This is a genomic window from Aeromonas sp. 600282, from assembly GCF_049175755.1.
Taxonomy (GTDB): domain Bacteria; phylum Pseudomonadota; class Gammaproteobacteria; order Enterobacterales; family Aeromonadaceae; genus Aeromonas; species Aeromonas veronii_A.
In genome coordinates this window covers 249,497-276,070 of the sequence record NZ_JAAKVR010000001.1, presented here as the reverse complement: position 1 = coordinate 276,070, position 26,574 = coordinate 249,497, and the positions used below count along the sequence as shown (strand labels likewise).

Here is a 26,574-nt window from a genome sequence, read left to right as displayed (position 1 = left end):
GAAACTATCCCGGCCAGAAGCACTCCACCTGCAGAGCCCATCCCGTACCGCCCCTGACAGGGCGCGGTGGGGGATGATCACTACCGATGACAACCCGGGGGATTCAGCCCCCGCAGCCGACGTTGAGGTCACCAGTCTCCTCACTCGTCTCGGCGCTGCTCCCCCTGACCCAAGTTCACCGGACGCTGGCGTCCTCCCTTGGGCTGCCTGGGCAGCGCTCCTCTTCTGGCTCCACCAGGGCGGTGGAGTGCATTTAGAAATACCCTGCGTTGGATTGCACTGTCAATCGAGTTTGTGAAAAAGTTCAAATTGTCAGCTAACTCAACACAGAATCAATGGCTTAGGCAATGGTCTTTGACAAAACCTTGGAACGGCGCTGCCAGTTGTAGAGACGCTGGCGCGCCACCGGCAGATCTTCCACTTCCAGCGGATCGAAGCCCCGCTCCCGGAACCAGTGGATGGAGCGGGTGGTGAGCACGAACAGGCGGCGAATGCCGAGCCGTTTGGCCCGCTCGGCCACCTTGGCCACCAGCTGATCCCCCCGGTTTGAGTTGCGATAGTCGGGGTGGATGGCGACGCAGGCCATCTCCGCCATCGCCTCTTCCATAAAGCAGTAGAGTGCCGCGCAGCCGATGATGAGGCCATCGCGCTCGATGATGGTGAACTTGTCGATCTCCATCTCCAGCTGCTCGCGGGAGCGGCGCACCAGAATGCCTTCCTCCTCCAGCGGGCGGATCAAATCAAGAATGCCGCCGATATCCTCGATGGTGGCGGCGCGGGCCTGCTCGGCACTTTCCCGCACGATCTGGGTGCCGAGGCCGTCGCGACTGAACAGCTCCTGCAGCATGGCGCCATCATCCTGATAGCTCACCAGATGGGAGCGGGGCACGCCGCCACGGCAAGAGGCAATGGCCGCGCGCAGATAGCGGGCGGTGCCGGACATCTCTTCGCCCGCCTGCTCCAGCTCCACCAGCAGCTCTTCGGCCTGTTCGGGGAAGAGCTCGGAGATGGCTTCGCCGCGTCTGTCCATTACCCCCTGGGTGCTGCTAAAGCAGATGAGCTTGTCCGCCTTGAGGTCGACCGCCACCCGGCGGGCCACCTCTTCCGAGCTCAGGTTAAAGCTCTCGCCGGTGACCGAGCAGCCGATGGGGGAGATCAGCACCAGACTCTTCTGATCGAGCTGGCGGGTGATCCCCTCCACGTCGATGCGGCGCACCCGGCCGCTGTGGCAAAAGTCGATGCCATCATCCACACCCAGCGGCTGGGCGGTGACGAAGTTGCCGCTCACCACGCTGATCCGCGCTCCCTGCATGGGGGTGTTGGCGAGCCCCATGGAGAGCTGGGCGGTTATGTCGTATTGCAGGCCGCCACACACCTGTTTGATGATGGTGAAACTCTCGTCATCGGTGACCCGGATCCGCTTGTGATACTGGGCCTCGATACCGGCGCGGGCCAGCGCTTCATCGTTTTGCGGACGTGAACCAAACACCAGCACCAGGCGTATGCCCAGTGTCTGCAGCAGGGCGATATCGCTGACGATATTGGCGAAGTTGGGGTGGCAGATGGCTTCTCCCCCCATCATCAGCACAAAGGTGGCACCCCGATGCACATTGACATAGGGGGTGGATTGCCGGAAGGCATTGACCAGACTGGGTTCGCGTTCACGCACTTGATATTTCTTCCATAAAAAAACAGCGATTGGCTCAATATATGAAAATTAATTCACAAATCAAGACTAAATATTGATTTTGGCCGTTTCTGGTCTACGAGGGGCGGGTTGGCCGTGCGGATCGGGAAAGGGTGACGGACGGTGCAGACGGCCGCCGGGGCGAGCGGGGAGGGGCCCGCCGGTTGATCCGGCGCGATAAACTGCTATCTTCGATGCTCCTTTTCGTCAGCTGTGTGATTTCACAGGGTTTTATACAAGGACAGAATTCATGGAACAGATTATTTCACCGGCAGATGCCCTGCCGGGACGACGCGAAGCGATGGTGATTGGTCAGCAGCATGCGGTGAATGGCAACCCGACTCAGGGTCCCTGGCCCGAGAACATGGAGATCGCCTGGTTTGGCATGGGTTGCTTCTGGGGCGTGGAGCGCCTGTTCTGGCAGCAGCCGGGCGTCTACTCCACCGCGGCCGGATATCAGGGCGGCGTGACCCAGAATCCCACCTACAAAGAGGTGTGCAGCGGCCTGACCGGTCATGCCGAGACGGTGCAGGTGGTGTTTGATCCGGCAATGATCAGCTACGGCGATCTGCTCAGACTGTTCTGGGAGCAGCACGATCCGGCGCAGGGGATGCGTCAGGGCGGGGACATTGGCACCCAGTACCGCTCGGTGATCTTCTATGGCGACGAGAGTCAGCAGATCATTGCCCAGCAGAGCATGGCGGCCTATCAGCAGGCGATGGCGGCAAGCGGCGACAGCCGTGCCATTACCACCCGCATTCTGCCGCTGGCGCCCTTCTACTACGCCGAGGATTACCATCAGCAATATCTGGAGAAAAACCCGGATGGTTACTGCGGATTGGGTGGCATTGGAGTCTGTTTGCCGCCAAGCCTGAACCGCTGAACAGGTTTGTAGTCGATTTCTTAATAAAAGTGAAAATAAATGGTCGGAGGAGGGAACTTATTGCGACCAGTCGGGACTAACTAGGTAGCGTCCAGGGATCGGATGCAAAGTCCAGACACATTTCTTGCCTTGATAACCGCCTGATGAATGAACGCACTGGCGGGTTGAAAATGATAGCAAGCAGGGCTGCCCACCAAGGCGGCCCTTTTCCTTATCTGCTGTTCTGAAATTTTGCGTTGGGCGGGAAAACCGGACGGCAGATCAGCCGATGGCGCTGTCGAACAGGTTCTTGATGAGATCGATAAACTCGATGAGGAAGGTTTTCTGTTCAGGGGTCGGGGCGCGCAGCCAGACGGCAGAGAGCACCTCTTCCAGATCGGCGACCACGGCGTCGGCCTCCTGCATGATGGCGAAACGCACCTTGGGATCGAGCTGGGGGTTTTGCTCGCAAATGGCCATCAGGTTGCTGGCAACTCGGCCACTGACCAGATCTTCGATGGTATCTTCACCATCGTTCTGCTGCTGGGATTCAAACAATCCCAAACTCTCCACCAGATACTCGATCAGCGAGATATAGCCTTCACTTTCTACCACCATGGTTGCTGCCTCAATACAGTAACAATACGAAAATTAAGCGTATTTTAGTGGCTTGCCCTAGCTTGGCAAGCAGCAGTGCATGCGATGGCGAGTAAAACTGACTCCGCCCCGCTCCACGGACTCCAGCCCGGTCAACGTAAAGCCATGTCGTAAAAATAGCTCATAACTGAAGGCGCTGGCCTCGGTGGTGATGAGGGTCATACCGAGCCCTCTGGCCCCCGCGAGCGCCGTGGTGAGCAGCAGATTGCCCAGTCCCTGGCGCTGATGGTCGGCGCTGACATAGAGCAGACTGAGATGGCCATCGGGGCTCAGGGTGACAAAACCGAGGGGCACATTTGCCAGCTCCGCCACCCAGCCGTGGTGTTCGCGCAGCTGGCTGACAAAGCCCGGATGTTGTGAACCGAGGGCCCACTGCTCCACCTGTTCGGCGCTGTAGTGCTCGGGGCCGCAGCGTCGCACCGCCTGCTCAAACAGGCTCACGAGGGCGGGGATATGTGCCTCACCAAGGGGGACAATGCAAAGTGCTGGACTAAGTGCTGGGGTCATAAGGTTGGGTCGTCAGTGGGGGAGAGGGGACGCGGCGCCTGTGGCCGTTTGGCTTTGGGCAGACCCGCGACAACCCGCTCATAGGAGTGATGCACCCAGCCCTGCCACAGATCATCTGGCAAGGTGCTGTTCAGGGTCACTGTGTTCCAGTGTTGCTTGTTCATATGCCAACCCGGTTTGACCTCGGGGTGGATCTCGCGCAGCAGCAACGCCAGCTCGGGCTCGCATTTGAGGTTGATGGTAAGCGGCTCGGCCTGCCAATCCACCAGCGCGAACATCTTGCCCGCGATGCGGTAGACCAGGGTCTCCGGGCCAAACGGGGTATCTTCGGTGGCGCCCGGCAGGGTCAGCAGAAAGTGGCGCAAACGGGTCAAATCCATGGAAAGTTCTCGCGCAAGGGGTGATCCGGGTCATGTCAGGCGCATATCTATCGGCGGGCCTGTTCTGTTAATATGCGCGCAGCCGAGTATACCCCCCATCACCAAGGGAGCCTATTGGATGTTGTATCACAAGACTTTCGAACTGGGTCCCGAGCGGGATTGGGTGGTGTTTGTCCACGGCGCCGGTGGCAGCTCCTCCATCTGGTTCAAACAGCTGCGCGCCTATCGCGAGCACTTCAATGTGCTGCTGCTGGACTTGCGCGGCCACGGCCAGTCCCACCAGCTGCAACAGGTGGTCAAGGGCCACTACAGCTTTCGGGAAGTGACCGAAGATATCGTTCGGCTGCTCGATCATCTCGATATCCGCCGCGCCCACTTTGTCGGCATCTCCCTTGGCACCATCCTTATTCGTCATCTGGCCGAGCTCTGCCCGGAGCGGGTGAAAAGCATGGTACTGGGGGGCGCCATTTTGCGGCTCGATATCCGCTCGCGGGTGCTGGTGCAGCTGGGCCGACTCGGCCAGCACTTCCTGCCCTATATGTGGCTCTACCGGCTGTTTGCCTTCATCATCATGCCGCGCCAGCACCATCAGGAGTCGCGCAACCTCTTTGTGCGCGAGGCCCGCAAGCTCTGCCAGAAAGAGTTCAAACGCTGGTTCCGCCTCGCCACCGAGGTCAACCCGCTGATGCGTTACTTCCGCGAACGCTCCCTGCCCATTCCCACCCTCTATGTGATGGGAGAGGAGGATCATATGTTTCTGGCACCGGTGCGCGAACAGGTGGCCCGCGATGCCAGCTCCTCATTAGCGGTGATCGAACAGTGCGGCCATGTCTGCAATGTGGAGCAGCCGGAACAGTTTAATCGTCGTACGCTGGCGTTCATTCAATCGCTGGGGGGCGGACGGAAATAAGGATTCATTACGCTGTGCATTCAGGTCATGCTACAGCGGCATTGCAAGCTGGCCGCGAGCAAAGCGCTGCCAACGTGCAATAGATGTCGCTGTCTTGGCGATCGTATAAGCCGCATACTTTCAAGCTACCAGGGGTGATCTGCCCCCCTGATTCTTTATAATGCCCCCCCTTTAAAACCGCTGGACCCAGGTTCGGCGCGCGCAGATGGCTTGCTATGTCATCATGCAGGTCATCAGGATTGAGAAACGGTTATGCATACTCTGGAACAGCTGCGTGCGGGTGAACTGTGCGGTGCCCGCCATCTGAAGCTTTGTGAAAACCTGACGGAGTTCCCCACCGAGATTTTGAGCCTGAAAGAGACGTTGGAGGTGCTGGATTTGACCGGCAACCAGCTGAGCACGCTGCCGGACGAGCTGGCCGGGTTTGGCAAACTGCGCATTATCTTCTGCTCTGAGAACCGCTTTACCGAGCTGCCCGAGGTGCTGGGACGTTGTCCGGCGCTCACCATGGTGGGTTTTAAGGCCAACCGGATTGTTACCGTCTCGGCCAGGGCGTTGCCCGCCGGTTTGCGCTGGCTGATCCTGACCGATAACGCAATTGAGCAGCTGCCTGATGAGCTGGGCCAGTGCGACGCCCTGCAAAAGTTGATGCTGGCGGGCAACCGCCTGCGCGAGCTGCCGAGGAGCCTTGCCAACTGCCGCAATCTGGAGTTGCTGCGCATCGCCGCCAACCGCATCGAACGCTTCCCCGAGTGGCTGCTGTCGCTGCCGCGCCTTGCATGGCTCGCCTACTCCGGCAACCCCTTTAGCGAAGGGGCGGAGGCGCGGGCCATCGATGATGCCCATGTCACGCCGATTGCTTGGGAGACGCTGGCGCTGGGCGAGCTGCTGGGGCAGGGAGCATCCGGCGTTATCCATCGCGCCACCCTTGTGGGTAATACTGCAGATGAAGTGACTCAGGCGAGCGACAGAGGCGATGACAGTCAGGTGGCGGTCAAGCTGTTCAAGGGGGCTGTGACCAGCGACGGGCTGCCCCGCTGCGAGATGGCGGCATCGCTGGCGGCGGGCACTCATCCCAACCTTATCAAGGTGATAGGCAAGGTGGCGGATCACCCCTCCGGCATTCCGGCGCTGGTAATGGAGCTGATCGACCCGGCCTTTGCCAATCTGGCCGGGCCGCCGAGCCTGGACTCCTGCACCCGGGATGTCTATCCCGAGGGGCTGCATCTGAGTGTGCCGGATGCGCTGGCGATGGCCCATGGCATCGCCTCGGTGGCGGGCCATTTGCACCGCGCGGGCATCATGCACGGGGATCTCTACGGCCACAATATTCTGTTTACCCGCGGGTCTGACGCGCCGGCTCGCGCTCTGCTGGGGGATTTTGGCGCCGCTTCCTTGTATGACCGCTGCGACCGCGAGCGGGCCGTGGGCCTTGAGCGACTGGAAGTGCGCGCCTTTGGCTGCCTGCTGGAGGAGCTGTTGGCCCATTGCGATACGCAAGACTTACCGCTTGATGGGTTGCATCAGCTCAAAGCGGCCTGTCTCTCGGAACTCCCCGCCGAACGCCCCGATTTTGCTTATATCGAGCGTCAGCTGGCGTCCGCTCGCGCCACGCTGTCGTGATCTTTCTGGCGTTGGCAGGCACGAGTTGGCCTGCCAATGTCATTCCTTTTATTCATTCATCGCCATACACCCATGACGTTTTTGCATGGGTTGGTATGTCTTGTCCGTCATAAACGTAGCCAATAGCGCCCATTGCGACAGAGAGGCGTACGGCAAGGGGACGTCACGCCATTCGCCCGATAACAAGCAGAGGCTGCGCGGCAAAAAGGGGAGGGCAGAGGGTTGCGCGGTGCCGGTTAAGTTGTGATATTGAGGCATCTTTAGTACAGAAGGGTAATAACGATGGAAGCTGCGTTTTGGCATCAGCGTTGGGAAGAGAACCGGATTGGCTTTCATCAGGCGGACTTCAACCACTGGCTGCAATCCTGGTGGTCAGCCCAGCAAGCGGACGAGCCGGTGCTGGTTCCCCTGTGTGGCAAGTCCCGCGACATGCTCTGGCTGAGCGCTCAGGGCCATCCGGTCGACGGTTTCGAGCTATCGAGCCTTGCCGTCAGTCAGTTCTTCAGTGAAAACCAGCTCGCCGCGACCGTGAGCGAAGTGGGCCCTTATCAGTGCCATCAGGTGGACAGCCTGCGCATTTTTCAGGGAGATTTTTTCGCCGCCCCCAGTCTGGGTCGCCGTTACCGGCTGGTCTATGACCGCGCGGCGCTGATCGCCCTGCCGACCGCGATGCGCCGCCAGTATGCAGCCCTGATCAGCTCGCTGGTCGAGACCGGTGGCCAGATCCTGCTGGTGACCCTTGAATATCAGCCGGAGCAGCAGAGTCAGCCCCCCTTCTCGGTGGGTGAGATGGAGGTGCGAGCCCTGTTCGAACGGGACTTTCGTATCGAGGTGCTGGGGCGCGCCGCCGAAGTGGATCACCCGCGGGTGCTGTCGGGTCAGCTCTCCTACTTCGATGAGGTAGCCTACCGGCTGGTTCGCCGTGGCTAACGGGCAGCTAACGGGCGGGCAAAGGGTGATCTGTGCCGACAAATTGTCGGGCTATGCGCTCTTCGCTACCTCCTTTGACGTAGATCAACGTGACTGACGGGGGGAGTGCCTAATATGAGGCTGTTTCTCAATCACTGTTGGCATTGCAAAGCGAGTATCGGGTCTTTCCCGCTTGCTGATCAGCAACTCAGTGTCTGATTTTCACGCTCATGTTCACTTTTGGCGGCTTTGGTCGCAATTGTTATGGTTTTTCCAGCCGACCCTGATGGGTCGGCTTTTTATTGCCTGCGATTTGCTGTGGGCAGGAAAAACGGGGGATGTCGAGGCCTGATCAGGCCTCGAAGGTGGCGGCATTGAGCCGAAATGCCCGAGGGTCGTCGATAAACTGGCCGGTGATCCGCTCGTCATGTTCGTGCCCCAGACCATAGCTGCAGAGGATCAGTCGATCGGAGGTGCGCGAGCGCAGCTGGGTGATAAAGCGCACCAGATCGGCGCGGCTCAACTTGCCCACCTCGTCGCAGACCCGCTCCCGCTGATCGAACCCCAGATCCTTGTTGCCGATGCTGACCCACAGCCGCTGGCCGCGACTGCGCAGGTTGGCATCCCGCTCGCTCAGCTGGGCTTGCAGCCCCGCCTTGCTCTCCTGCCACTGCTGTTCGGTGAATTCGAGCATGGCCAGTGGGAAGAGGTCGATAAACTCCTCCACCGCATCGAGCAGGATCTGCGGTCCCGCCACCGGCGACTGGATATAGAAGATCAGCCCCGGGTGGCGATTGAGGGGCAGGTTACCGGCGCCCACCACATACCCCAGTTGCTGGCGGGTGCGCAGCTCGTGAAAGAAGGTAGAGGACATGATGTGGTTCGCCAGGGTAAAGCAGGCGAGATCCCGCGCCCGGGTGGTGCGGGACTGGTAGTAGACCAGGAGCGCCGAGTCCTCGTGATCGCAACCCTGCTCGCGAATAAGGGTGCCCCTGTCCTGAATGGAGATGAGCGGACGACGGGTCTCGCCGCTCGGCTTGCTGCTGGTGCCATTGATGTCGCTCAGGTGGCGCTCCATCAGGGCGGCCAGCTCCAGCGCCTCGGCGGCAGTCCAGTCGCCATGCACCAGCGCCTCGACATGCACCTCGCCAAACAGCTGGGCCACGAAGCCGGGCATCTCTTCCAGCTCGACGGTGCGCAGGTGACGCAGCAACTGCTCGAACGGCGGGTTGTTGGGTTGCAGCAAACTGGTGAGCTGGTTAAAGAGCTGGGAGATGGGGCGCGCCTTGGACTGGTTGTCCCAGTTGCGAATGAGCTGCTCCTTGATCTCGGCGAAGCGACCCGGATCCGGATACCCCAGGGTGCGGTTGCCGAGGATCATGTCGAGCAACAGCGGCTGCTTGTCGGCAAAACCGCTCAGGTTGATGGTAAAGCCCCCCTGATGGGCATAGATCTGGTAACCCAGCCCCGCCAGCTCCGCCGGATAGGTGAGGGCGTTGAGGTGGTCGGCCAACAGCTCCACGGCGAGGCGCGCCATGGCGATATTGCGCGGATTTTTGACCGCATGTTCGCTGTCGATGGAGATGTAGAGATTGCCCTTGGGCACGCTGAACAGGTGCTCATGGAGGTGCCAGAGGCGAAAACCGGGGCGATCGATAAGGCAGGCGGGCATGTCGGCGGCAAGCTCGGGCGTGCGCGGATCGAGCCTACTGCTGATAAAGGGGTTGGGCTTGGGTAGCGCCAGCGCCGGATCCGGCTCGCTTTGCTGCCAGCAAATTTTCTCGGCCTCGGTAATGGTCGTCACGCTGTAGGGGGTCTGATACCAGCGGGCCAGCCGATCGGTCGCCACTTCCGGCGCAGTGATGGTGATACGCAAATTGTGCGGGGTGAGCTTGGCGAGGAAGCGGCGGATCAGCCCCTCGTCATATTCGCGCATCATGTAGTCGCCGTAGAGCAGATCCTCTGGTTTGTAGCTAAAGAGGTTGAGCACCAGCCCTGACACCGTATCGAGGGGGCGGCCGCGCTCCTGAAAGCGGAACGCCGATTCGAGCACGGTCCGTTTTTCGTCGTAGCGCCAGCTCTGCAGCCCTTCGCGGCCAATCAGTTTCAGATAGCCAAACAGGGCGGCGAGGATGTCGTCCACATGCTCAAGGCCCAGAGGGGTGAGGCCAAAGTTGACGCCAAAATCCTTGAAGTTGGCGCCGCTGATGCCACCACCTGCCGAGAGCTGGTTGACCCAGCCTTTCGCCTTGAGCAGGGAGAGCAGGCTGCCATCTCCCTCATAACCAATCAGATGGCTCAGGAAGGTGAGGGGCTTTTTGTCGTAAAACTCGTCCACATTGGGCAGGGGGAAGCAGAGCGACAGCTTGCGGGTCTCCTTGACCGGATTGATGTGGATGCGCACGCCGAGATCATCGAGCCGATAGAGCGGCATGGTGAGAGTCGGGGTTCCCAAATTGCGATTCAAAATGGGAGCAAAATAGCGACAGCACCACTGCAACTGGGTATCGATGGATTCCGGCGAGATCATCACCAGCGCCATGCGATCCGCACTGTAGTGGCTTTCGTAAAAACGGATAAGGTCGGAGCGCAGATCCCGTCCCGGCAGATCGGCCAGGGTATCGAGGTTGCCCACCGAGAACTTGGAGAAGGGGTGCGCCGGGTTGACCGTCTCTTTATGCACCTGATAGCTGCGGCGCATGTCGTCCTGCAGCTTGAGGCGATACTCGGAGTCGACCGCGTTGCGCTCCTTTTCCACCCACTCCGGATCAAAGGTGGGGCAGATAAAGAACTGGGAGAAGCGATCCAGCCCTGCTTCGAAGAAGCCGTTGTCGATCTCGAAGAAGAAGTTGGTGAACTCGGTGCCGGTCCAGGCGTTGTTGCTGCCGCCATGACGGCTCATAAATTGCTGGTACTCACCAGGCTTGGGGTAGGTGCAGGTGCCGAGAAACAGCATGTGCTCCAGAAAATGGGCCATTCCCTGCCGGTCAGCGGGATCGTCAAAATGGCCGGTATTGACCGCCAGTGAGGCGGCGGATTTGTCGGTGTCGGGATCACAAATCAACAAGACCCTGAGCCGGTTGGCCAGCTCCAGAAAATGGTATTGCCGATGGTCATTGGGACTGGCATATGGGCTCATTGGCGTGTGACTCACGTTGGATTTATTTGAATTTAAACATGATTATCGACCCCGCTATACCGTCAGGCAAACCCTTTTCTGAGAGGTAGCGCAATTGTTTCCACACCCGTGGCGGGGTAAGATCCCCCGGCTATCAAAACAGGCCCGTTGGGCGAGGTTGTAATGAAGATCTATATCATGCGTCATGGCCAGGCTGGCATGAATGCGAAAACAGATGAACAGCGTCCATTGACCGAGCAGGGTATTGAAGAGTCTATCCAGATGGCCCGCTGGCTGGCGCCTCAGCTGATTGGCCCGCTGGATCGGGTGATCCACAGCAACTATCTGCGGGCACGCCAGACCTGGCAAGCCATATGCAGTGAATTGCCTGACGCAGCAGCCGTTGAAGAGAGTGGCGACATTACCCCTTACGGTGATCCCGCTTTCGTGGCCAGCTACCTTACCACTTTGGCTGAACAACATGACCAGATCCTGATGGTCAGCCATCTGCCGCTAGTGGGTTATCTGGTGCAAAGCCTCTGTCCGGCCGCAGGAGCACCCATGTTTGCCACCTCGGGGATCGCCTGTATCGAGTGGCACGATGGCAAAGGAGCCTTGCTCTGGCTCGAAGGGCCGCATACAATAGGCTAAAAGTTAATAAAAAGTTATAGATTGAATTTTTTGGGAAGAGATGGGCGAGTTTTCCGGATTTTTATAAATATTTTACGGAATTAATTCGCAGAAGCTGCTGTCATACGGATACAACTGCAAGAGGTTGCAAACGATGAGAGTGTTCAAGAAGTACCTGCCACTGATGGTGGCAAAGCATGTCAAAACCTTCTTTAAAGGTCGGATTTACATTCATGGTCGGGGGCGGTTTGATTTCCAATCCGGTTTGTTGCTGATGCCGAATCCGGCGGATATTCCCCATCGCCAGACAGTCACCGAGGTCAACGAGCTGATCTCCAGACTGCACATGGATGCCGCGTGATGCGCTTCTGAACCTGTTTCTGCACTGATATGCCCGCACTTTTGCGGGCATATTTGTTTCTAGCTACTGGCGTTCACCATGTGGCTGTTCAGGCCCACACCTTTGTTTATCTTCCATCGCCCCCTATACTGGCCCGCTGTTGTCTCTTCGGTCTGGATCCTCTCATGCCCTTTGCCTTTCTGTTTCCCTTCTCCTGCATTGCCATCTGGGCTGGCAATGGCATCGTCAGCAAACTGGCGGTTGGTGTGTTGTCCCCGGCAGCCTTGGCCTGGTCGCGCTGGGTGGTGGCTGCGCTGGTATTAAGCCCGTTTCTGGCCCGTCGAGTATGGCGTGCGCGTGCCCGCATTCGTGCCGGCCTTTGGCAGATCGCCATGCTGGCCTCGCTGGGCATGGTGCTTAATCAGACCTTTGGGTACTACGCCGCACAGACCATGGGGGCCACCGAGATGGGATTGATGATGGGGCTGACGCCACTGTTGACCGTGTTACTCAGCATCTGGCTGCTGCGTGAGCGGCCCACCTGGGGCGCCGTGCTGGGGGCGCTGCTCTCCATCTTTGGCTTGTCTATCTTGCTGGGGCAGGGGGATCCGACCCGACTGTTTACCCAGGGTATTCATATCGGCTCTGTCTACATGCTGCTCTCGGCGGGCACTTATGCCCTTTATAGCGTGCTGCTCAAGAAGTGGGATTTGGGGCTCGACAACTGGTCGCTGCTCTACGGTCAGGTGCTCTGCAGTGTGCTGATCCTGACCCCCTTCTTTCTGCTGGTGGATGGTCAGCTGCCAGAGGGGCGTGCGATCTGGCTGATCTTCTATGCGGGGATCCCCGCGTCGGCCCTCTGTCCCTGGCTCTGGATGCAGGGGATCACCCTGCTTGGTGCCAATCGTACCGCCATCTTTATGAATCTGCTGCCAGTGATGACGGCTGGCCTTGCCATCACCCTGCTGGGAGAGCGGCTGACCAGCTATCACCTGATCGGGGGCGGTCTGACTCTGCTGGGGGTTTTGCTGGCTCAGTTGCTGGTGCGTCCGGTGGTGATGGGTCGTCGCCGGGAGGTGTTGGCTCCTTGTCCCGAAGAGTAATCTTGCGTGAAAGCGTAGATGGGCCCAATGGCCCGCTTGGCCGCCAATGAAAAGCGCCTGCAGCAATGCCGGCGCTTTTTTATGGTCACATCTTGCCGAGCCGGTTACTGGGCAACCAGATAGAGCTCCTTGCTGTAGACCACATCCTGCGGGTTAAGGTGGGGATAGCCTTTCACGAAAGGTTTGAGCAACCTTGATTTGACCGAGAAATAGATGGGGGCGATGGGGGCATCCGCATCAATGAGCGCCTCTGCCTGCTGATACAGGGCATTGCGTTCAGCGGGATCCAGCGAGTCGTGGGCCTTGGCCAGCAGGGCGTCGTACTCCTTGTTGAACCACTTGCCGCTGTTGGCGCTGCTGCTGGAGGTCATGATGTCGAGAAAGGTGGAGGCGTCGTTATAATCCCCGTTCCAGCCATAGCGGCTAACCCCGAAATCCCCCTCGTTCAGCGCCGAGACCATGGTCTTCCACTCCATGTTGTTGAGGGTGGCAGTGACCCCTAGGTTGTGTTTCCACATGGAGGAGACGGCCAGCGCAATCTTTTTGTGGCTCTCGTTGGTGTTGTAGAGAATGTCCACTGTGAGTGGCTTGTCCGGACCATAACCCGCTTCGGCCAACAGGGCTTTGGCTTGCTTGATCCGCTCCTCTTTGCTCTGCAGCTGGCTGGCCGGTTTTTTCAATTCAAAACCGTCCACAATGGGGGGCGTGAAGCTATATGCGGCAATTTGTCCCTGCCCCAGGATCTTGTCGGTGATAGTCTCCCGGTCGATGGCGAGCGAGAGCGCCTTGCGTACTTTCGGGTCATCGAACGGTTTGCGCTGGGTATTGAAGACATAGTAATAGCTGGCCAGCGTGGGGACGCTGACCAGTTCTTCCGGGCTCTTGCTCTTGAGCTGTTTGTATTGCTCCAGCGGATAAGTGGTGTAGTGCAGTTCACCGGTGCGATAGCGGTTGTAGGCGGCGGTTTCCGAGACGATCTCCAGATAGATCACCTTGTTCAGGACGGTGTGCTGGTTGTTCCAGTAGTGGGTATTGCGCTCGGCGCTCAGCCGCTCGTTGGGGGTCCACTCCTTGAGTACAAAGGCGCCGTTGGAGACGATATTGCCCGGTTTGACCCAATCCTTGCCGAATTTTTCAATGGTGGCCTTGGGGGCCGGGAACGTGGTGTAGTGGGCCAGCGTTTTTAGGAAGAAGGGAACCGGATTTTTCAGGGTGACCTGCAGGGTGTGGTCATCGAGCGCCTTGATCCCGAGCTCTGACGGGCTCTTCTTGCCCTGTGTCACCTCGCTTGCATTGACCACTCCGGTCAACTCGATAAACCAGGCGTAGTTGGAGGCCGTCTTGGGATCGGCCGCCCGTTGCCAGCCGTAGACATAATCGGCGGCGGTGACCGGTTCACCGTTTGACCACTTGGCCTCGGGCCTCAGCTTGAAGGTGTAGACGGTACCTGTCTTGTCGACGTCGTAGCTGACGGCGCCTGCTGGTTTGATCTTGCCGGTATTATCCAGCTCATAGAGCCCTTCAAACAGATCGTTGACGATGGCACTACCGGCGGTCTCTTCTACCAGCTGGGGGTCGATGGTGGTGGGTTCGGTGCCGATATTGGTCACGTAGATTTGTTGGGCATCCGGCAGCAGCTTGGTACCGGCAGGCACCTGGGCAGCCCAGGCGGGAAGGGCAAACAGTCCGGCTACCATGCCGGCAATGAGAGTCTTGTTCATTGATAATCCTTGAGTTTTATTTGCTTCCAAAGCGAAATCAGTGTGCTGGATTGGCGATCGGATCTCAAGAGGTAATGGCTGAGGGAACGGCAGGCCCATCAGACTCCATTTTTAATGGCCAAAGGCCAGTCAGCTCATGGCTTGCCGCAGGTTATTGCCACGAATTAAGAGGCGAAAAGTTATCGATTGAAACCGAATAAAAAGCGCCTTTTACCATAACGTGAGGCGAAATAGCCTATTTAATAGGCCGCTTAATTCGCTGCAAAAACAAAAAACAGACGTTACATTAGGTTACAAATCAAGGCCGCCGGTGATCGGCATTTTTTTTGCCGATGCCTGCAAACGTTTTCAATGCCAACGAATGCGATCTAAAGGAACAAAAATGCGAAACATGATCACCATGGGTGAGTTCATCGTCAAAAAGCAGGCGGATTATCCTACCGCGACCGGCGAGCTGACTTCGTTGCTCAGCTCGATCCGCCTTGCTGCCAAGGTGGTGAACCGGGAGATCAACAAGGCGGGACTGGCGGATATCATCGGTTCCATGGGCGCTGAAAACGTACAGGGCGAGGTGCAGCAGAAGCTGGATGTTTATGCCAACGAACGCTTCAAGGCGGCGCTCGAAGCGCGCGGCGAGGTGTGCGGCATGGCCTCGGAAGAGGAAGAGGACTTCGTCGCCTTTGACTCACCGCTCTCCAAAAACTCCAAGTATGTGGTGCTGATCGACCCGCTCGATGGTTCCTCCAATATCGACGTCAACGTCTCGGTCGGAACCATCTTCTCCATCTACCGCCGTTTGAGCCCGCAGGGGTCGCCGGTGACGCTGGAGGACTTCCTGCAACCGGGCAACCGTCAGGTCGCCGCCGGTTATGTGGTTTACGGCTCCTCCACCATGCTGGTCTACACCACCGGCTTTGGCGTTAACGGCTTTACCTACGATCCTTCCATCGGCTGCTTCTGCCTCTCCCACGAGAACATCCGCATTCCGGAAGAGGGCAAAATCTACTCCATCAACGAGGGCAACTACATCAAATTCCCGGACGGGGTGAAGAAGTACCTCAAATATTGCCAGGAGCGCGATGAGGCGACCCACAGACCCTACACCTCCCGCTATATCGGCTCCCTGGTCTCTGATTTCCATCGCAACCTGCTCAAGGGCGGCATCTACATCTATCCGTCCGGCACCAACTCGCCGAACGGCAAGCTGCGCCTGCTCTATGAGTGCAACCCGATGGCGTTTTTGGTGGAGCAGGCCGGTGGCAAGGCCTCCGACGGCTTTGGCCGCATCATGGATATCCAACCCACCGCGCTGCACCAGCGTACCCCTTACTTTGTTGGCTCGACCAAGATGGTGGAGCGCGCCGAGGCCTTTATGCGCGAGTTCTCCGCCCATGAGGATCCAGCCAACCAGGGCTGATCGTCAGAGGTGTAGGTTGGTGCTGAGCGCAGCGAAGCCCAACATTTACCGGTGTGATTCCCTCTCCGTTCAGGATAGGGCAGGGTGAGAGGAATGGTTTTCACTGCCCCCCTCATCCCCGACCCTTCTCCCACAAGGGGAGAAGGGAGACGCTAGTCACCAGCCAACATAAACAAAACGGGAGCCGATATGGCTCCCGTTTTAGTTGGCGTTATCTCTCTGGCTCGCCGCCAGCGTTGCAGAGATTCACAGGCTGTTGTTGGCCAGATCAGCCAGCAAACCATCCACCAGTTTCAGGCGCATGGCGCGATCCTGGGTCGGCACCTGGAAACGCAGCCGGGTCGGCCCGTCCATCTTGTAGACCCTTGGCTGGCTGGAGAGCAGCTTGACCAGATAGGCCGGATTGACCTTGGTCTCCTGGGTGAAGTCGAGATAGCCGCCACGCTCGCTCATCTCCACCCGGCGAATGCCAAGGGCGGTGGCACGCTGACGGAAGGCGGCCAGCTCCAGCAGGGTTTTGGTTGCTTCCGGCAAGAGGCCAAAGCGGTCGATCAGCTCCACTTTCAGCTCGCGCAGCTCCTGCTCGTCCGCCGCACTGGCAATCCGCTTGTACATGGAGAGACGCATATTGACGTCCGGGATGTAGTCATCCGGCAGCAGCGCAGGCAGGCGCAGTTCCACCTCGGTGTGCTGGCTCATCAGTTGCTCCAGCGACGGCTCCTTGCCATTTTTCAGTGCCTCGACCGCCTGCTCCAGCATTTCCATGTAGAGGGTGAAGCCGACCGATTCGATCTGGCCGCTCTGATCGTCGCCGAGTAGTTCGCCCGCGCCACGGATCTCCAGATCGTGGGTCGCCAGCGCAAAACCGGCGCCGAGATCTTCGAGCGAGGCGATCGCCTCCAGCCGCTTGGCCGCATCCTTGGTCATCAGCTTGGGGTGGGGGGTGAGCAGGTAGGCATAGGCCTGATGATGGGAGCGGCCAACCCGGCCCCGCAGCTGGTGCAGTTGGGCCAGACCGAGATGATCCGCCCGATCCATGATGATGGTGTTGGCGCTCGGCACGTCGATACCGGTCTCGATGATGGTGGTACAAACCAGCAGGTTGAAGCGCTGATGGTAGAAGTCGGACATGATCCGCTCAAGGTCGCGCTCGCGCATCTGGCCGTGGGCGATGCCGATGCGGGCCTCGGGTACCAGCTCCGCCAGATCGGCGGCGCACTTCTCGATGCTCTCGACATCGTTGTGCAGATAGTAGACTTGACCACCACGCTTGAGTTCCCGCAGTACCGCTTCGCGCACCACCGCCGGTTCGTGCTGACGCACGAAGGTCTTGATGGCGAGCCGCTTGGCGGGTGGGGTGGCGATGATGGAGAGATCCCGCATGCCGGACATCGCCATATTGAGGGTGCGTGGAATAGGGGTGGCGGTGAGGGTGAGGATATCCACATCGGCCCTCAGAGCCTTGATCTTCTCCTTCTGGCGCACCCCGAATCTGTGCTCCTCATCGACGATGAGCAGCCCCAGATCCTTGAAGGTGAGTTCGGATCCGAGCAGCTTGTGGGTGCCGATGATGATATCCACCTTGCCCTCGGCCAATTCCTTCATCACTGCGCTCTGCTCCTTGGCGGAGCGGAAGCGGCTTAGCACCTCGACCCGCACCGGCCAGTTGGCAAAGCGGTCGCGGAAGTTGTCGTAGTGCTGTTGCGCCAGCAGGGTGGTGGGCACCAGCACGGCAACCTGCTTGCCGCCGTGCACCGCCACAAATGCCGCCCGCATCGCCACTTCGGTCTTGCCGAAACCCACGTCGCCGCACACCAGTCGGTCCATGCTCTTGGCCTGACACATGTCCCCCAGCACCGCATTGATGGCGTTGAGCTGATCGTCGGTCTCCTCGAACGGGAAGCTTGCAGCAAATTGGCGATAGGCCTCTTTGTCGTGCTTGAAGGCAAAGCCGGCGCGAGCGGCGCGATGAGCGTAGACATCCAGCAACTCGGCTGCCACGTCGCGCACCTTCTCCGCCGCCTTGCGCCGCGCCTTGCTCCAGGCCTCGCCACCCAGCTTGTGGCTGGGCGGGTTATCAGAGCCGGTGTAGCGGCTGATAAGGTGCAAACTGGTGACCGGCACGAACAGCTTGTCGCCGCCGGCATATTCGAGGGTCAAAAACTCGGTGGGCAGACCACCGGCGTCGATGGTTTCGAGCCCCAGATAGCGGCCGACCCCATGATCCAGATGGACCACCGGCTGACCCTGGGTCAGCTCGCCCAGGTTTCTGATCACCGCATCGGAGCTTAAGTTTTTGCTCTTCTCCCGCGCCCGCTTGCTGCGCACTTTGCCGCCCAGCAGTTCGGTCTCGGTGATCAGCGCCAGTGGATCCTGACCGACCTCCTGCCACAGGAAGCCACGCTCAAGCGGTGCAACCAAGAGGCCGTGGCGATCCTGGCTTGCCATAAAGGCGTCGAGGGAGGGGAACTCTTTAGGTTGCAGCGAGATACGCGCCAGCAGATCGCCGAGCACCTCCCGTCGCCCTTCGGATTCCACCGCAAACAGGGTGCGCCCGGCAAAGCCTTGCAGGAACTGGTTAAGCGCCAGCAGAGGTTGCTCCTTGCTGTGATCGAGTTGCAGATCGGGCAGCGCGGAGATGGGCAGATCGTGCTGACCGGCATCACCGGCGGTGGCGGCCTCTTGCAGCCGCACCGCGCCATATTGGCCGAGGGAGGCAAAGAGCTGCTCCACCGGCAGATAGAGCTGGGCCGGTGGCAGCAGTGGGCGGGTGTTGTCCCAGCGTCTGTCTTCATAGCGCTGGCCGATGTCGTTCCAGAAGCGCTGGGCGGCGGGGTAGATATCCCCCACGGTGAGCAGCAGGGTCTCTTCCGGCAGATAGTCAAACAGGCTGGCGGTCTGGTTGAAGAAGAGCGGCAGATAATACTCGATGCCGGCGGGCCAGCGTCCCTTGCTCACCTCCTGATAGACGGAACCCTCGGCCCGCGACAGCTCGAACTGCTCGCGGAACTGGCCGCGAAACAGTTCGATGGCCGCCTCGTCGGTAGGGTATTCCCGGGCGGGCAGCAGGCTGACCGTCTTGACCGGTTCGCTGGAGCGCTGAGTCTCGGGATCGAATGGGCGGATGGAGTCCACTTCATCGTCGAAGAAGTCGATGCGATAGGGGCTGCTGCTGCCCATGGGGAAGAGATCGAGCAGGGAGCCGCGGGCGGCAAACTCGCCGTGCTCCAGCACCTGATCCACCGCCACGTAACCCGCCTCGGCCAGGCGGCCGCGCAACTGTTGCAGATTGAGGCGCTGGCCGGCCTTAACCATCAGGCTGTATTTGTCGAGATAGACCCGGGGGGCGCAGCGCAACATCAGGGTGGAGATGGGGACAATGAGTACCCCCTTGCTCATCTGCGGCAGCTTGTAGAGAGTCTCGAGCCGCTGGGAGATGATGTCCTGATGGGGGGAGAAGGTGTCGTAGGGCAGGGTCTCCCAATCGGGGAACAGCAATACGGGGGCGGACTGATCGGCTAGCTGCTTGTCTGCCAGCAGCTTGCCTGTCAGCAAATACTGTAGCTCCTGCTCCAGGCGCAGGGCGCTCGGGGTATCGGCGGTGATAAGCAGTACCGGCCCTTTGGCTTCATTGGTGAGACGAGCTGCAATCAGCGAGAGGCTGCTGCCGACCAGCTGGCCGAGCGTGATCTTTTGGCCCGCTTTGGCGGGCAAGGCGGGGAGTGTCATTGGCATGGTTCGATTCTTTTAACGTTGACGTTATCTATCGCTGACGTTCGCTCTGGTTAGCGCTGACGTTCTTGGGCGCGCAGCTTGAGCTGCTTCGATTGCACGTGGAGGCTGGCACGAACCAGCAGTTCACGGTCATCTTCGCGGATCCGCACATAGTCGAGCTGCACATGGGTGCCATGTTCACCGCCGTCAAGCTGTTTGACCTGGCCATAGCAGTAGATGGCGGCCGCCTCTTCCCGCAGGAAAATCTTGAGGCGCACGATCTGGTGCAGGTGCGGCGCATCCCCGTGACCATGATAGGGGTGCAGGTAGGTGAGTTGGCCAGCCCCGAAGCGCAGGGTGTGAAAGCGCTGCTCCGGATGGTCCTGCAGGGAGAGCACATAGCCCATGATCATGTCGATCTTGCGGGACTGCTGATTGACGATCTCGATCAGATCGTGCATCGACTCGTTCTGGTTGCGCAGCAGGCGAGTGGTCACCAGATCGATGGAGGTAATGGCCGAAGAGATCCGAAAGGGCTCCGGCAGCTCAGCGTCCAGCTCCTCCAGCGAGGGGAGGTGGAAGTCGGCCGGCATGGGGATCACATTGACCGGCGTGGCATGAGTGACGCTGAAGAACTGTTCCTGCATGGAGGCTATCCCTTGTTGTCATGGACGGTTTCCCTTTATTATCCGGTATCTTATTTTGTTGGCAACGTACATATCCTTGAAGACCGGACTTTTTCAGCCCCTTTCGCTGGCCATCGGCCTGCGTTATGCAGGCTCGAAGCGCAGCAATCGCTTCGTCTCATTTATCTCCCTGTTCTCTACCTTTGGCATCGCCATCGGGGTCGCCGCCCTGATGGTGGTCATTTCGGTGATGAACGGTTTCGAAGGGCAGCTCAAAGGGCGCATCCTCGGGGTGATCCCCCATGTGGTGGTGACCAATCAGGCTGGCCGTATTGATGCAGACCCGCAAGGCTTGCCGGATCTGGCCAAATTACCCCATGTGGTCGCCTCGGCCCCCATGCTCGACAGCGAAGGGATGCTGCAAAGCCCCGGCCAGCTGACCGGGGTGAGTGTGCAGGGGATCGACCCTGCAAAGTGGCCCAAGGATGACATCCTCCACAGCCAGATGCTGGGGGGGCGCCTCGATACCCTGCAGGCCGGCCACTACCGCATCGTGCTGGGGCAGGGGGTGGCACGTCGCCTCAATGTCTCCATCGGCGATCAGGTTCGCCTGATCCTGACCGAGGGGACCCGCTTCACTCCCTTTGGTCGGGTACCGGCCCAGCGCCTCTTTACCGTCTCCGGTATCTTCGGGGTCGGCGCCGATGTGGATAACCAGATTGCGCTGATCGCACTGGGAGATGCCCAGCGCTTGCTGCGTCTGCCGACAGAAACCGTCGGTGGCATTCGCCTCTGGCTCGATGATCCCTTTGCGGCTGACGAAGTGATCAAGACGCCGCTGCCGGATGGCTTGCTATGGCAGGATTGGCGCCGCGAGCGGGGCGAGCTGTTCCAGGCGGTCGCCATGGAAAAACGGATGATGGGGCTGATGCTGGTGCTGATCATCGCCGTCGCTACTTTCAACATCCTCTCCGCGCTGGTGATGGTGGTGACGGACAAGGAGGGTGAAGTGGCCATCCTGCGCACCATGGGCATGAGTGAATCGGGGATCGTCAAAATCTTCATGGTGCTTGGCGCCTCCAGCGGGGTGATTGGCGCCCTGTTTGGCGGACTGGCGGGCCTGGCGCTCTCCCTGGGTCTCAACCCTCTGCTCAATGCGGTGGGGCTCAACCTCTATATGGCGGCGGGCGGCAGTGGCCTGCCGGTGATTGTCGAGCCGGCTCAGGTCATCACCATTTTGCTGGGCGCCGTGCTGCTGAGCTTCAGTGCCACCCTTTACCCGGCGGCACGCGCCGCACGGGTGAAACCGGCCGAGGCGCTGCGTTATGAGTAATGCCGTGAATAATGCATCTTCTGTTGTGACTGGTGCCCCCGTAGTTGCGGGTGCCAGCGTTGTTACCGAGGCAAGTGGAGCCCCTGTTATGAATGAAGCCGTATCCCGTGAACCTCTGCTGCGCTGCCAGGCGCTCAATCATGTCTATAAAGAGGGGGAGCTGGAGACTCAGGTGCTCAAGGGGATCGATCTCTGCGTCGCGCCCGGTGAAATGCTGGCGGTGGTGGGGAGCTCCGGCTCCGGCAAGACCACTCTGCTGCATCTGATGGGGGCGCTGGACAACCCCTCCAGCGGCGCCGTGCTGTTCAAAGGGGAGGATATCCACCATTGGGACAGCCGTACCCAAGCCCGTTTTCGCAACCGCGAGCTGGGCTTTGTCTACCAGTTCCACCACCTGCTCTCCGAGTTCAGTGCGCTGGAAAATGCGGCCATGCCGCTGCTGATCGCCGGTGAGTCGGTGGCGGTTGCCACCGAAAAGGCGACCAAAATGTTGGGTAGGGTAGGGCTCTCCCATCGCTTGAACCACCGTCCCTCCGAGCTTTCTGGTGGCGAACGTCAGCGGGTGGCGATCGCCCGGGCGCTGGTCAACGAACCGAGCTTGGTGCTGGCGGATGAGCCTACCGGCAATCTGGATCACGCCAGTGCCACGGCGGTGTACGAACTGCTGTGTGAACTGAATCGTGAACTGGGCACTGCGTTTGTGGTAGTGACTCACGACTTGAGCCTCGCGGCCAAGCTCCATCGCCGGGTGACCCTGGTGAGCGGCGTGATGGCGGAGGTTGCCTGATGTTCAAACCGCTGCCCCTCTTTCTGGGCCTGCGTTACAGCCGCTCCCGCCGTCGCAACGGGTTTATCGCCTTTATCTCTGCCTCTTCCCTGATCGGTATTGCCCTCGGGGTGATGGCGCTGATCCTGGGCCTCTCCGCCATGAACGGTTTCGAGCGGGAGCTTAAAGATCGGGTGCTCTCGGTCGTGCCGCAAGGTGAGCTGGACGCCGTCGAGCGGCCGCTGCCGGATTGGCCGCGTCTGCGCGACTACCTGCTGGCCCAGCCGGGCGTTGAGGCGGCCGCGCCGGTCATTCGCCTCAATGGCCTGCTGGAGCATGGCTCTGCCCTCAAGGGGGTGCAACTGCGCGCCGTGCTGCCCGATCTGGAGGCCAATCTGTCGGATGCAGGCAAATACATGACGGGCCGTGGTCTGCGTGAGCTGCAACCGGGTGAACGTGGGGTGATTCTTGGCAAGACCATCGCCGACAAGCTGGGGGTCAAGGTGGGGGATTCGGTCGCCCTGCTGCTGCCGCAAGGGGGCGATCAGGCCGGGATCAAGAATCCTCGGCGCGAAGCCCTGACCGTGGTGGGGCTGCTGGAGATCGGCGGTCAGCTCGACGGCCTGCTCGGCTTTATGCATCTGGCCGATGCACAAGCGATCACCGGCATGGGCAGCGATGTGGAGGGTTTCAGCCTGCGGGTGAGCGATGTGCTTAATGCACAAAATATTACGATCGCCGCCGCGCAGCAGTTCCCCCATCACGTCTATATCCGCAGCTGGATGAACAGCCAGGGTTATCTCTATCAGGACATCCAGATGGTGCGTACCGTCATGTATGTGGTGATGCTGATGGTGGTGGCCGTCGCCTGCTTCAACATCGTCTCCACCCTGGTGATGGCGGTGAACGAGAAGCGCAGCGAAATCGCCATCCTGAAAACCATGGGGGCGAGCCCCGGCCAGATCCGGCTCACCTTCGTCATTCAGGGGATGGTCAACGGCATGGCCGGTGCCCTGCTCGGCGCCCTGCTGGGCGGGCTGCTTTCGAGCAAGCTGACCCAGATCCTGAGCGTTGTCGAAAAGCTCATCGGCCATCGCTTCCTCAATCCGGATATCTATTTCATCGACTTTTTGCCAACCGAGTTGCATATGCAGGATCTGCTCATCGTGACGGGTGCCGCCATCCTGATGAGTCTGGTGGCGACCCTCTATCCCGCCTGGCGGGCGAGCGGTCTGGTACCGTCCCGCGAGCTGGGTCACTGATGGGTTGCATCTAATCCGCTGATAAAGACGAAGAGCCCGCCGGTGTTAAACCGGCGGGCTCTTCTGTTTTCAGGTCATGTAGACTGGCTTAGTGAGCGTTGAGCTCATCGAGCGGCAGGGAGAAGCTGGCCACAAAGGTGTCGATAAAGTAGCGCATCTCATTGCTCATCCGGGCTGCCAGCATGGCTTCAAGGCGCTTGCGAGCCGGTTCGAACTCCCGGTTGCCAGCATTAATCTCTTCGAGGCACTTGGTATAGGCGCAGAGGGTATCGGCATCCTTGACCAGCCTGACCAGCTCGCCATCTTGGGCTGCCGAATCGAGCAGCGGGCGAAAATCCTCTACCAGTTCCGGCGGCAGCATGCCAAGCAGCCGCTGTTCGGCGGCCAGTTCTATCTTCTTGTACTCGCGGGCGATCTCGGGATTGAAGTATTTGACCGGGGTGGGCAGATCGCCGGTCAGCACCTCACTGCTGTCGTGATAGAGGGCCATCACGGCGGCGCGGTCGGCATTCACGCTGCCGCCAAACAGCCGGTTTTTGATGATGCCGAGGGCATGGGCCACCATGGCCACCTGCAGGCTGTGCTCGGCAATGTTTTCCGGCTGGATGTTGCGCATCAGGGGCCAGCGATAGATGAGTTTCATGCGGGCGAGATTGGCGAAAAAGTGACTGGGTAACATGATGGCCTCAACAAAAGAGAATAGAAAAGGGCAGACCCTAGTCTGCCCTTTTTTTCGTTGCTGGGCAGCGTCTGCCCGCGCATTTCCCGCCGTTAGCGGATATAGCGGCCCGATTCAGCCTCCTGATTGGTCACAATCATCTGACCAATGGGCGCCAGGCTGATCAGCGCCAGCTTGAGGTGCTGGATACCGAACGGGATACCGATAATGGTCACGAAGCAGGCCAGCGCGGAAGCGATGTGGCCGATGGCCAGCCAGACACCGATCAGCACAAACCAGAGAATATTGCCAATCAGCCCCAGAGTGCCAGTGCCTATATCACTCTGGCCGGTCATGGTCTTGCGATTGACCGCCTGCTTGCCAAACGGGAAGAAGGTAAAGGTGCCGATCACGAAGCAGGCACGTCCCCAGGGTATGCCGACCAGCGAGATAAAGCAGACAAGACCGGCCAGCCACCAGGCCAGGCCCATAAAGACACCTCCCAGTACAAACCAGAGCAGATTGAACAAGAAGCGGAAAAAGGCCATGTGAGTGACTCCAGAACATCAATTTGGTTGCCACCATAACGAGGGAGGGGTAGGGACGCAATGGTTGATTGGCCCAATCGCCATTTGGCTGGTCAAATTAAGTCGTCGTCCGCAACAGTGGGCTGTTTTTCGGCGAAAAATGGGTAATAAAGCGGCGTTCGGATGAAAAAAGGTGAGCAAACGCAAAATTATCCTCACCGGATGGTTGAACTAGAGGGCCTCTCTCCCCATATAAAGGGCAGTTTTGCACGAATTGTGCTTGCACGCCGCTCAATGTGGGGGATGTGTGGCTCGACTCGACCAAAGTGCGCCGCTATAATGCCGCGTCATATTTTCTCATCACAAAGACATATCGTTGTCTTTATAAACAGGAAGACTCCGGGCTTTGCCCAGGGGCAATAAAGGGTCAGCACACAGTGCTGAGTTGAACGAGGTAGAAGAATGCAAGTTTCTGTAGAGACAACCCAGGGTCTGGAACGCCGTCTTACCATCACTGTACCGGCTGCTACCGTAGACGCCGCTGTGCGTAAAGAATTGAATGGCCTGGCCAAAACTCGTCGCATCGACGGTTTCCGTCCTGGCAAGGCTCCGGTTGCCATCATCAAGAAGATGTTCGGCGCCATGGCTCACGCCCGCGTTGCTGATGAAATGATGCAGAGCAACTTCATCAAAGCCATCATCGAAAACAAACTGAGCCCGGCCGGTGCCCCGACCATGGATCCGAAAGAGATCAAAGAAGGTCAGGATTTCGAATTCACCGCCACTTTCGAAGTGTATCCGGAGTTCGAAGTTGCAGGTCTCGAGACCATCAAGGTTGAGAAGCCGGTTGCTACCGTGAAGGATGAAGATCTGGCCAACATGATCGACACCCTGCGCAAGCAGCACGCTACCTGGGCTGATGCCGATGTTGCCGCTGCAAATGGCATGCGTGTGACCATGGACTTCGTCGGTTCCATCGACGGTGAAGAGTTCGACGGCGGCAAAGCTGAAGGTTTCAACCTGGTGCTGGGCGCTGGCCGTATGATCCCGGGCTTCGAAGACGCCATCTTGGGCAAGAAAGCGGGCGACGAGTTCACCATCGAAGTGACCTTCCCGGCTGATTACCACGCTGAAAACCTGAAAGGCAAAGAAGCCAAGTTCGCTTCCAAGCTGATCAAGGTTGAAGAGCAGCTCCTGCCTGAGCTGACCGAAGAGTTCGTGAAGCGTTTCGGTATCGAAAGCGGTTCTGTTGAAGAGCTGAAAGCCGAAGTGCGCAAGAACATGGAGCGCGAACTGGCTCAAGCCCTGAAAAACAGCGTGAAAGAGCAGGTTCTGAACGGTCTGGTTGAAGCCAACCAAATCGACCTGCCGAAAGCTGCCGTTGCTCAAGAGATCGACGCACTGCGTCAGCAGGCTCTGCAGCGCTTCGGTGGTTTCCAGGGCGGCAACGCTCCCGAGCTGCCGGCTGAACTGTTCCAGGCTCAAGCCGAGCGTCGTGTACGCGTAGGTCTGCTGCTGGGCGACGTGATCCGTACCAACGAGATCAAGGCTGACGATGCCCGTGTAAACAGCATCATCGAGTCCATGGCGACTGCCTACGAAGATCCGAAGGAAGTGATCGAGTACTATCAGAAGAACGAACAGATGCTGAACGGCGTTCGTAACCTGGCAGTAGAAGATCAAGCCATCGACCTGATCCTCTCCAAAGCGCAAGTGACCGAAAAAGAAGTTGCCTTTGACGAAGTGATCAACAAGTCTGGCGCCGCTGCCTAAGAACATTTGACTTAAGGTCAAGACTGTTAAGTATAATGGCTCGTGTGATCT

Annotated in this window: 22 protein-coding genes and 1 riboswitch; of the genes, 12 read left to right on the top strand and 10 right to left on the bottom strand. The window is 59.2% G+C overall.

Annotation, left to right across the window (positions count from 1 at the left end):
- Positions 1 to 9: 9 nt before the first annotated feature.
- A riboswitch (Lysine riboswitch) is annotated at positions 10 to 233 on the bottom strand.
- A 107-nt stretch (positions 234 to 340) separates the two neighbouring features.
- On the bottom strand, positions 341 to 1,669 hold the full coding sequence (gene argA / locus G5137_RS01235) for an amino-acid N-acetyltransferase (RefSeq protein WP_005345063.1): 1,329 nt from the start codon (positions 1,667 to 1,669) through the stop codon (positions 341 to 343).
- Between the two features lie 268 nt (positions 1,670 to 1,937).
- Here argA and msrA point away from each other — a divergent pair, with 268 nt between their 5' ends.
- Positions 1,938 to 2,570 carry a peptide-methionine (S)-S-oxide reductase MsrA gene (msrA, locus tag G5137_RS01230; RefSeq protein WP_421204785.1) on the top strand — a complete coding sequence of 211 codons (633 nt, stop codon included), beginning with the start codon at positions 1,938 to 1,940 and terminating at the stop codon, positions 2,568 to 2,570.
- A gap of 261 nt (positions 2,571 to 2,831) precedes the next feature.
- Here the strand turns inward: msrA and G5137_RS01225 are convergent, their stop codons facing one another.
- Genes G5137_RS01225 through G5137_RS01215 form a run of 3 tightly spaced genes read right to left on the bottom strand, consistent with a single transcriptional unit; the run spans position 2,832 to position 4,093 of the window.
- A complete protein-coding gene (locus tag G5137_RS01225; RefSeq protein WP_411240392.1) occupies positions 2,832 to 3,167 on the bottom strand; it encodes a DUF3802 family protein in 336 nt (111 codons plus the stop codon).
- A gap of 57 nt (positions 3,168 to 3,224) precedes the next feature.
- Positions 3,225 to 3,713, bottom strand: coding sequence for a GNAT family N-acetyltransferase (locus G5137_RS01220; protein ID WP_216953801.1), 489 nt, complete (start codon positions 3,711 to 3,713; stop codon positions 3,225 to 3,227).
- Positions 3,710 to 4,093 (bottom strand): MmcQ/YjbR family DNA-binding protein, encoded by a 384-nt coding sequence (locus G5137_RS01215; RefSeq protein ID WP_201983749.1) that lies wholly within the window; start codon positions 4,091 to 4,093, stop codon positions 3,710 to 3,712. The genes G5137_RS01220 and G5137_RS01215 overlap by 4 nt, the downstream gene beginning before the upstream one ends.
- Positions 4,094 to 4,211: 118 nt before the next feature.
- On the opposite strand from G5137_RS01215, the gene G5137_RS01210 reads away from it, so the two are divergent.
- From G5137_RS01210 to G5137_RS01200, 3 genes are all read left to right on the top strand, one after another.
- Positions 4,212 to 5,003, top strand: a complete 792-nt coding sequence (locus G5137_RS01210; protein ID WP_005333728.1) for an alpha/beta fold hydrolase — start codon at positions 4,212 to 4,214, stop codon at positions 5,001 to 5,003.
- A gap of 252 nt (positions 5,004 to 5,255) precedes the next feature.
- A complete protein-coding gene (locus G5137_RS01205) occupies positions 5,256 to 6,626 on the top strand; it encodes a leucine-rich repeat-containing protein kinase family protein (protein ID WP_421254784.1) in 1,371 nt (456 codons plus the stop codon).
- 282 nt (positions 6,627 to 6,908) lie between these two features.
- On the top strand, positions 6,909 to 7,556 hold the full coding sequence (locus G5137_RS01200) for a thiopurine S-methyltransferase (protein ID WP_005337003.1): 648 nt from the start codon (positions 6,909 to 6,911) through the stop codon (positions 7,554 to 7,556).
- Between the two features lie 331 nt (positions 7,557 to 7,887).
- Here G5137_RS01200 and G5137_RS01195 read toward each other — a convergent pair whose 3' ends face one another.
- Positions 7,888 to 10,674: an insulinase family protein gene (locus G5137_RS01195; protein ID WP_421254783.1), complete on the bottom strand. Its 2,787-nt coding sequence runs from the start codon at positions 10,672 to 10,674 to the stop codon at positions 7,888 to 7,890.
- A 162-nt stretch (positions 10,675 to 10,836) separates the two neighbouring features.
- Between G5137_RS01195 and sixA the strand changes: the two genes are divergently transcribed.
- The 3 genes from sixA to G5137_RS01180 all read left to right on the top strand — a co-directional run bounded on the left by sixA (position 10,837) and on the right by G5137_RS01180 (position 12,726).
- Entirely contained in the window at positions 10,837 to 11,304 is a 468-nt protein-coding gene (sixA, locus tag G5137_RS01190) for a phosphohistidine phosphatase SixA (RefSeq protein ID WP_021230584.1), read from the top strand.
- A gap of 133 nt (positions 11,305 to 11,437) precedes the next feature.
- Positions 11,438 to 11,644, top strand: coding sequence for a DUF1107 domain-containing protein (locus G5137_RS01185; protein ID WP_005336998.1), 207 nt, complete (start codon positions 11,438 to 11,440; stop codon positions 11,642 to 11,644).
- Between the two features lie 164 nt (positions 11,645 to 11,808).
- Entirely contained in the window at positions 11,809 to 12,726 is a 918-nt protein-coding gene (locus G5137_RS01180; protein ID WP_266133916.1) for a DMT family transporter, read from the top strand.
- Between the two features lie 104 nt (positions 12,727 to 12,830).
- Here G5137_RS01180 and G5137_RS01175 read toward each other — a convergent pair whose 3' ends face one another.
- Positions 12,831 to 14,447 (bottom strand): peptide ABC transporter substrate-binding protein, encoded by a 1,617-nt coding sequence (locus G5137_RS01175; RefSeq protein ID WP_064336240.1) that lies wholly within the window; start codon positions 14,445 to 14,447, stop codon positions 12,831 to 12,833.
- 382 nt (positions 14,448 to 14,829) lie between these two features.
- Here G5137_RS01175 and fbp point away from each other — a divergent pair, with 382 nt between their 5' ends.
- Positions 14,830 to 15,864 (top strand): class 1 fructose-bisphosphatase, encoded by a 1,035-nt coding sequence (gene fbp / locus G5137_RS01170; protein WP_005336993.1) that lies wholly within the window; start codon positions 14,830 to 14,832, stop codon positions 15,862 to 15,864.
- Positions 15,865 to 16,110: 246 nt separating this feature from the next.
- On the opposite strand, the gene mfd is transcribed toward fbp, so the two are convergent.
- Together mfd and G5137_RS01160 are read right to left on the bottom strand one after the other, a co-directional pair.
- Entirely contained in the window at positions 16,111 to 19,593 is a 3,483-nt protein-coding gene (mfd, locus tag G5137_RS01165) for a transcription-repair coupling factor (RefSeq protein WP_421254875.1), read from the bottom strand.
- 56 nt (positions 19,594 to 19,649) lie between these two features.
- On the bottom strand, positions 19,650 to 20,225 hold the full coding sequence (locus G5137_RS01160; RefSeq protein WP_064336238.1) for a hypothetical protein: 576 nt from the start codon (positions 20,223 to 20,225) through the stop codon (positions 19,650 to 19,652).
- A 76-nt stretch (positions 20,226 to 20,301) separates the two neighbouring features.
- Here G5137_RS01160 and G5137_RS01155 point away from each other — a divergent pair, with 76 nt between their 5' ends.
- The 3 genes from G5137_RS01155 to lolE all read left to right on the top strand — a co-directional run bounded on the left by G5137_RS01155 (position 20,302) and on the right by lolE (position 23,565).
- Positions 20,302 to 21,537 carry a lipoprotein-releasing ABC transporter permease subunit gene (locus G5137_RS01155; protein WP_040068101.1) on the top strand — a complete coding sequence of 412 codons (1,236 nt, stop codon included), beginning with the start codon at positions 20,302 to 20,304 and terminating at the stop codon, positions 21,535 to 21,537.
- An 88-nt stretch (positions 21,538 to 21,625) separates the two neighbouring features.
- Positions 21,626 to 22,324, top strand: a complete 699-nt coding sequence (lolD, locus tag G5137_RS01150) for a lipoprotein-releasing ABC transporter ATP-binding protein LolD (protein ID WP_005336988.1) — start codon at positions 21,626 to 21,628, stop codon at positions 22,322 to 22,324.
- The gene (lolE, locus tag G5137_RS01145) at positions 22,324 to 23,565 is read left to right on the top strand and encodes a lipoprotein-releasing ABC transporter permease subunit LolE (protein ID WP_421254782.1); all 1,242 of its coding nucleotides are present in this window, start codon (positions 22,324 to 22,326) and stop codon (positions 23,563 to 23,565) included. The genes lolD and lolE overlap by 1 nt, the downstream gene beginning before the upstream one ends.
- An 88-nt stretch (positions 23,566 to 23,653) precedes the next feature.
- Here the strand turns inward: lolE and yfbR are convergent, their stop codons facing one another.
- A complete protein-coding gene (gene yfbR, locus G5137_RS01140; RefSeq protein WP_421172170.1) occupies positions 23,654 to 24,244 on the bottom strand; it encodes a 5'-deoxynucleotidase in 591 nt (196 codons plus the stop codon).
- Between the two features lie 92 nt (positions 24,245 to 24,336).
- Positions 24,337 to 24,771 carry a YccF domain-containing protein gene (locus tag G5137_RS01135; protein WP_005336982.1) on the bottom strand — a complete coding sequence of 145 codons (435 nt, stop codon included), beginning with the start codon at positions 24,769 to 24,771 and terminating at the stop codon, positions 24,337 to 24,339.
- Positions 24,772 to 25,212: 441 nt separating this feature from the next.
- On the opposite strand from G5137_RS01135, the gene tig reads away from it, so the two are divergent.
- Positions 25,213 to 26,523 (top strand): trigger factor, encoded by a 1,311-nt coding sequence (gene tig / locus G5137_RS01130; RefSeq protein WP_421254781.1) that lies wholly within the window; start codon positions 25,213 to 25,215, stop codon positions 26,521 to 26,523.
- Positions 26,524 to 26,574: the final 51 nt, after the last annotated feature.

Bases quoted from the DNA above. Each gene is read 5' to 3' on its own strand.
- msrA (WP_421204785.1), top strand. From the start codon at position 1,938: ATGGAACAGATTATTTCACCGGCAGATGCCCTGCCGGGACGACGCGAA.
- G5137_RS01225 (WP_411240392.1), bottom strand. From the start codon at position 3,167: ATGGTGGTAGAAAGTGAAGGCTATATCTCGCTGATCGAGTATCTGGTG.
- G5137_RS01220 (WP_216953801.1), bottom strand. From the start codon at position 3,713: ATGACCCCAGCACTTAGTCCAGCACTTTGCATTGTCCCCCTTGGTGAG.
- G5137_RS01215 (WP_201983749.1), bottom strand. From the start codon at position 4,093: ATGGATTTGACCCGTTTGCGCCACTTTCTGCTGACCCTGCCGGGCGCC.
- G5137_RS01210 (WP_005333728.1), top strand. From the start codon at position 4,212: ATGTTGTATCACAAGACTTTCGAACTGGGTCCCGAGCGGGATTGGGTG.
- G5137_RS01205 (WP_421254784.1), top strand. From the start codon at position 5,256: ATGCATACTCTGGAACAGCTGCGTGCGGGTGAACTGTGCGGTGCCCGC.
- G5137_RS01200 (WP_005337003.1), top strand. From the start codon at position 6,909: ATGGAAGCTGCGTTTTGGCATCAGCGTTGGGAAGAGAACCGGATTGGC.
- G5137_RS01195 (WP_421254783.1), bottom strand. From the start codon at position 10,674: ATGAGCCCATATGCCAGTCCCAATGACCATCGGCAATACCATTTTCTG.
- sixA (WP_021230584.1), top strand. From the start codon at position 10,837: ATGAAGATCTATATCATGCGTCATGGCCAGGCTGGCATGAATGCGAAA.
- G5137_RS01185 (WP_005336998.1), top strand. From the start codon at position 11,438: ATGAGAGTGTTCAAGAAGTACCTGCCACTGATGGTGGCAAAGCATGTC.
- G5137_RS01180 (WP_266133916.1), top strand. From the start codon at position 11,809: ATGCCCTTTGCCTTTCTGTTTCCCTTCTCCTGCATTGCCATCTGGGCT.
- G5137_RS01175 (WP_064336240.1), bottom strand. From the start codon at position 14,447: ATGAACAAGACTCTCATTGCCGGCATGGTAGCCGGACTGTTTGCCCTT.
- fbp (WP_005336993.1), top strand. From the start codon at position 14,830: ATGCGAAACATGATCACCATGGGTGAGTTCATCGTCAAAAAGCAGGCG.
- mfd (WP_421254875.1), bottom strand. From the start codon at position 19,593: ATGACACTCCCCGCCTTGCCCGCCAAAGCGGGCCAAAAGATCACGCTC.
- G5137_RS01160 (WP_064336238.1), bottom strand. From the start codon at position 20,225: ATGCAGGAACAGTTCTTCAGCGTCACTCATGCCACGCCGGTCAATGTG.
- lolD (WP_005336988.1), top strand. From the start codon at position 21,626: ATGAATGAAGCCGTATCCCGTGAACCTCTGCTGCGCTGCCAGGCGCTC.
- lolE (WP_421254782.1), top strand. From the start codon at position 22,324: ATGTTCAAACCGCTGCCCCTCTTTCTGGGCCTGCGTTACAGCCGCTCC.
- yfbR (WP_421172170.1), bottom strand. From the start codon at position 24,244: ATGTTACCCAGTCACTTTTTCGCCAATCTCGCCCGCATGAAACTCATC.
- G5137_RS01135 (WP_005336982.1), bottom strand. From the start codon at position 24,771: ATGGCCTTTTTCCGCTTCTTGTTCAATCTGCTCTGGTTTGTACTGGGA.
- tig (WP_421254781.1), top strand. From the start codon at position 25,213: ATGCAAGTTTCTGTAGAGACAACCCAGGGTCTGGAACGCCGTCTTACC.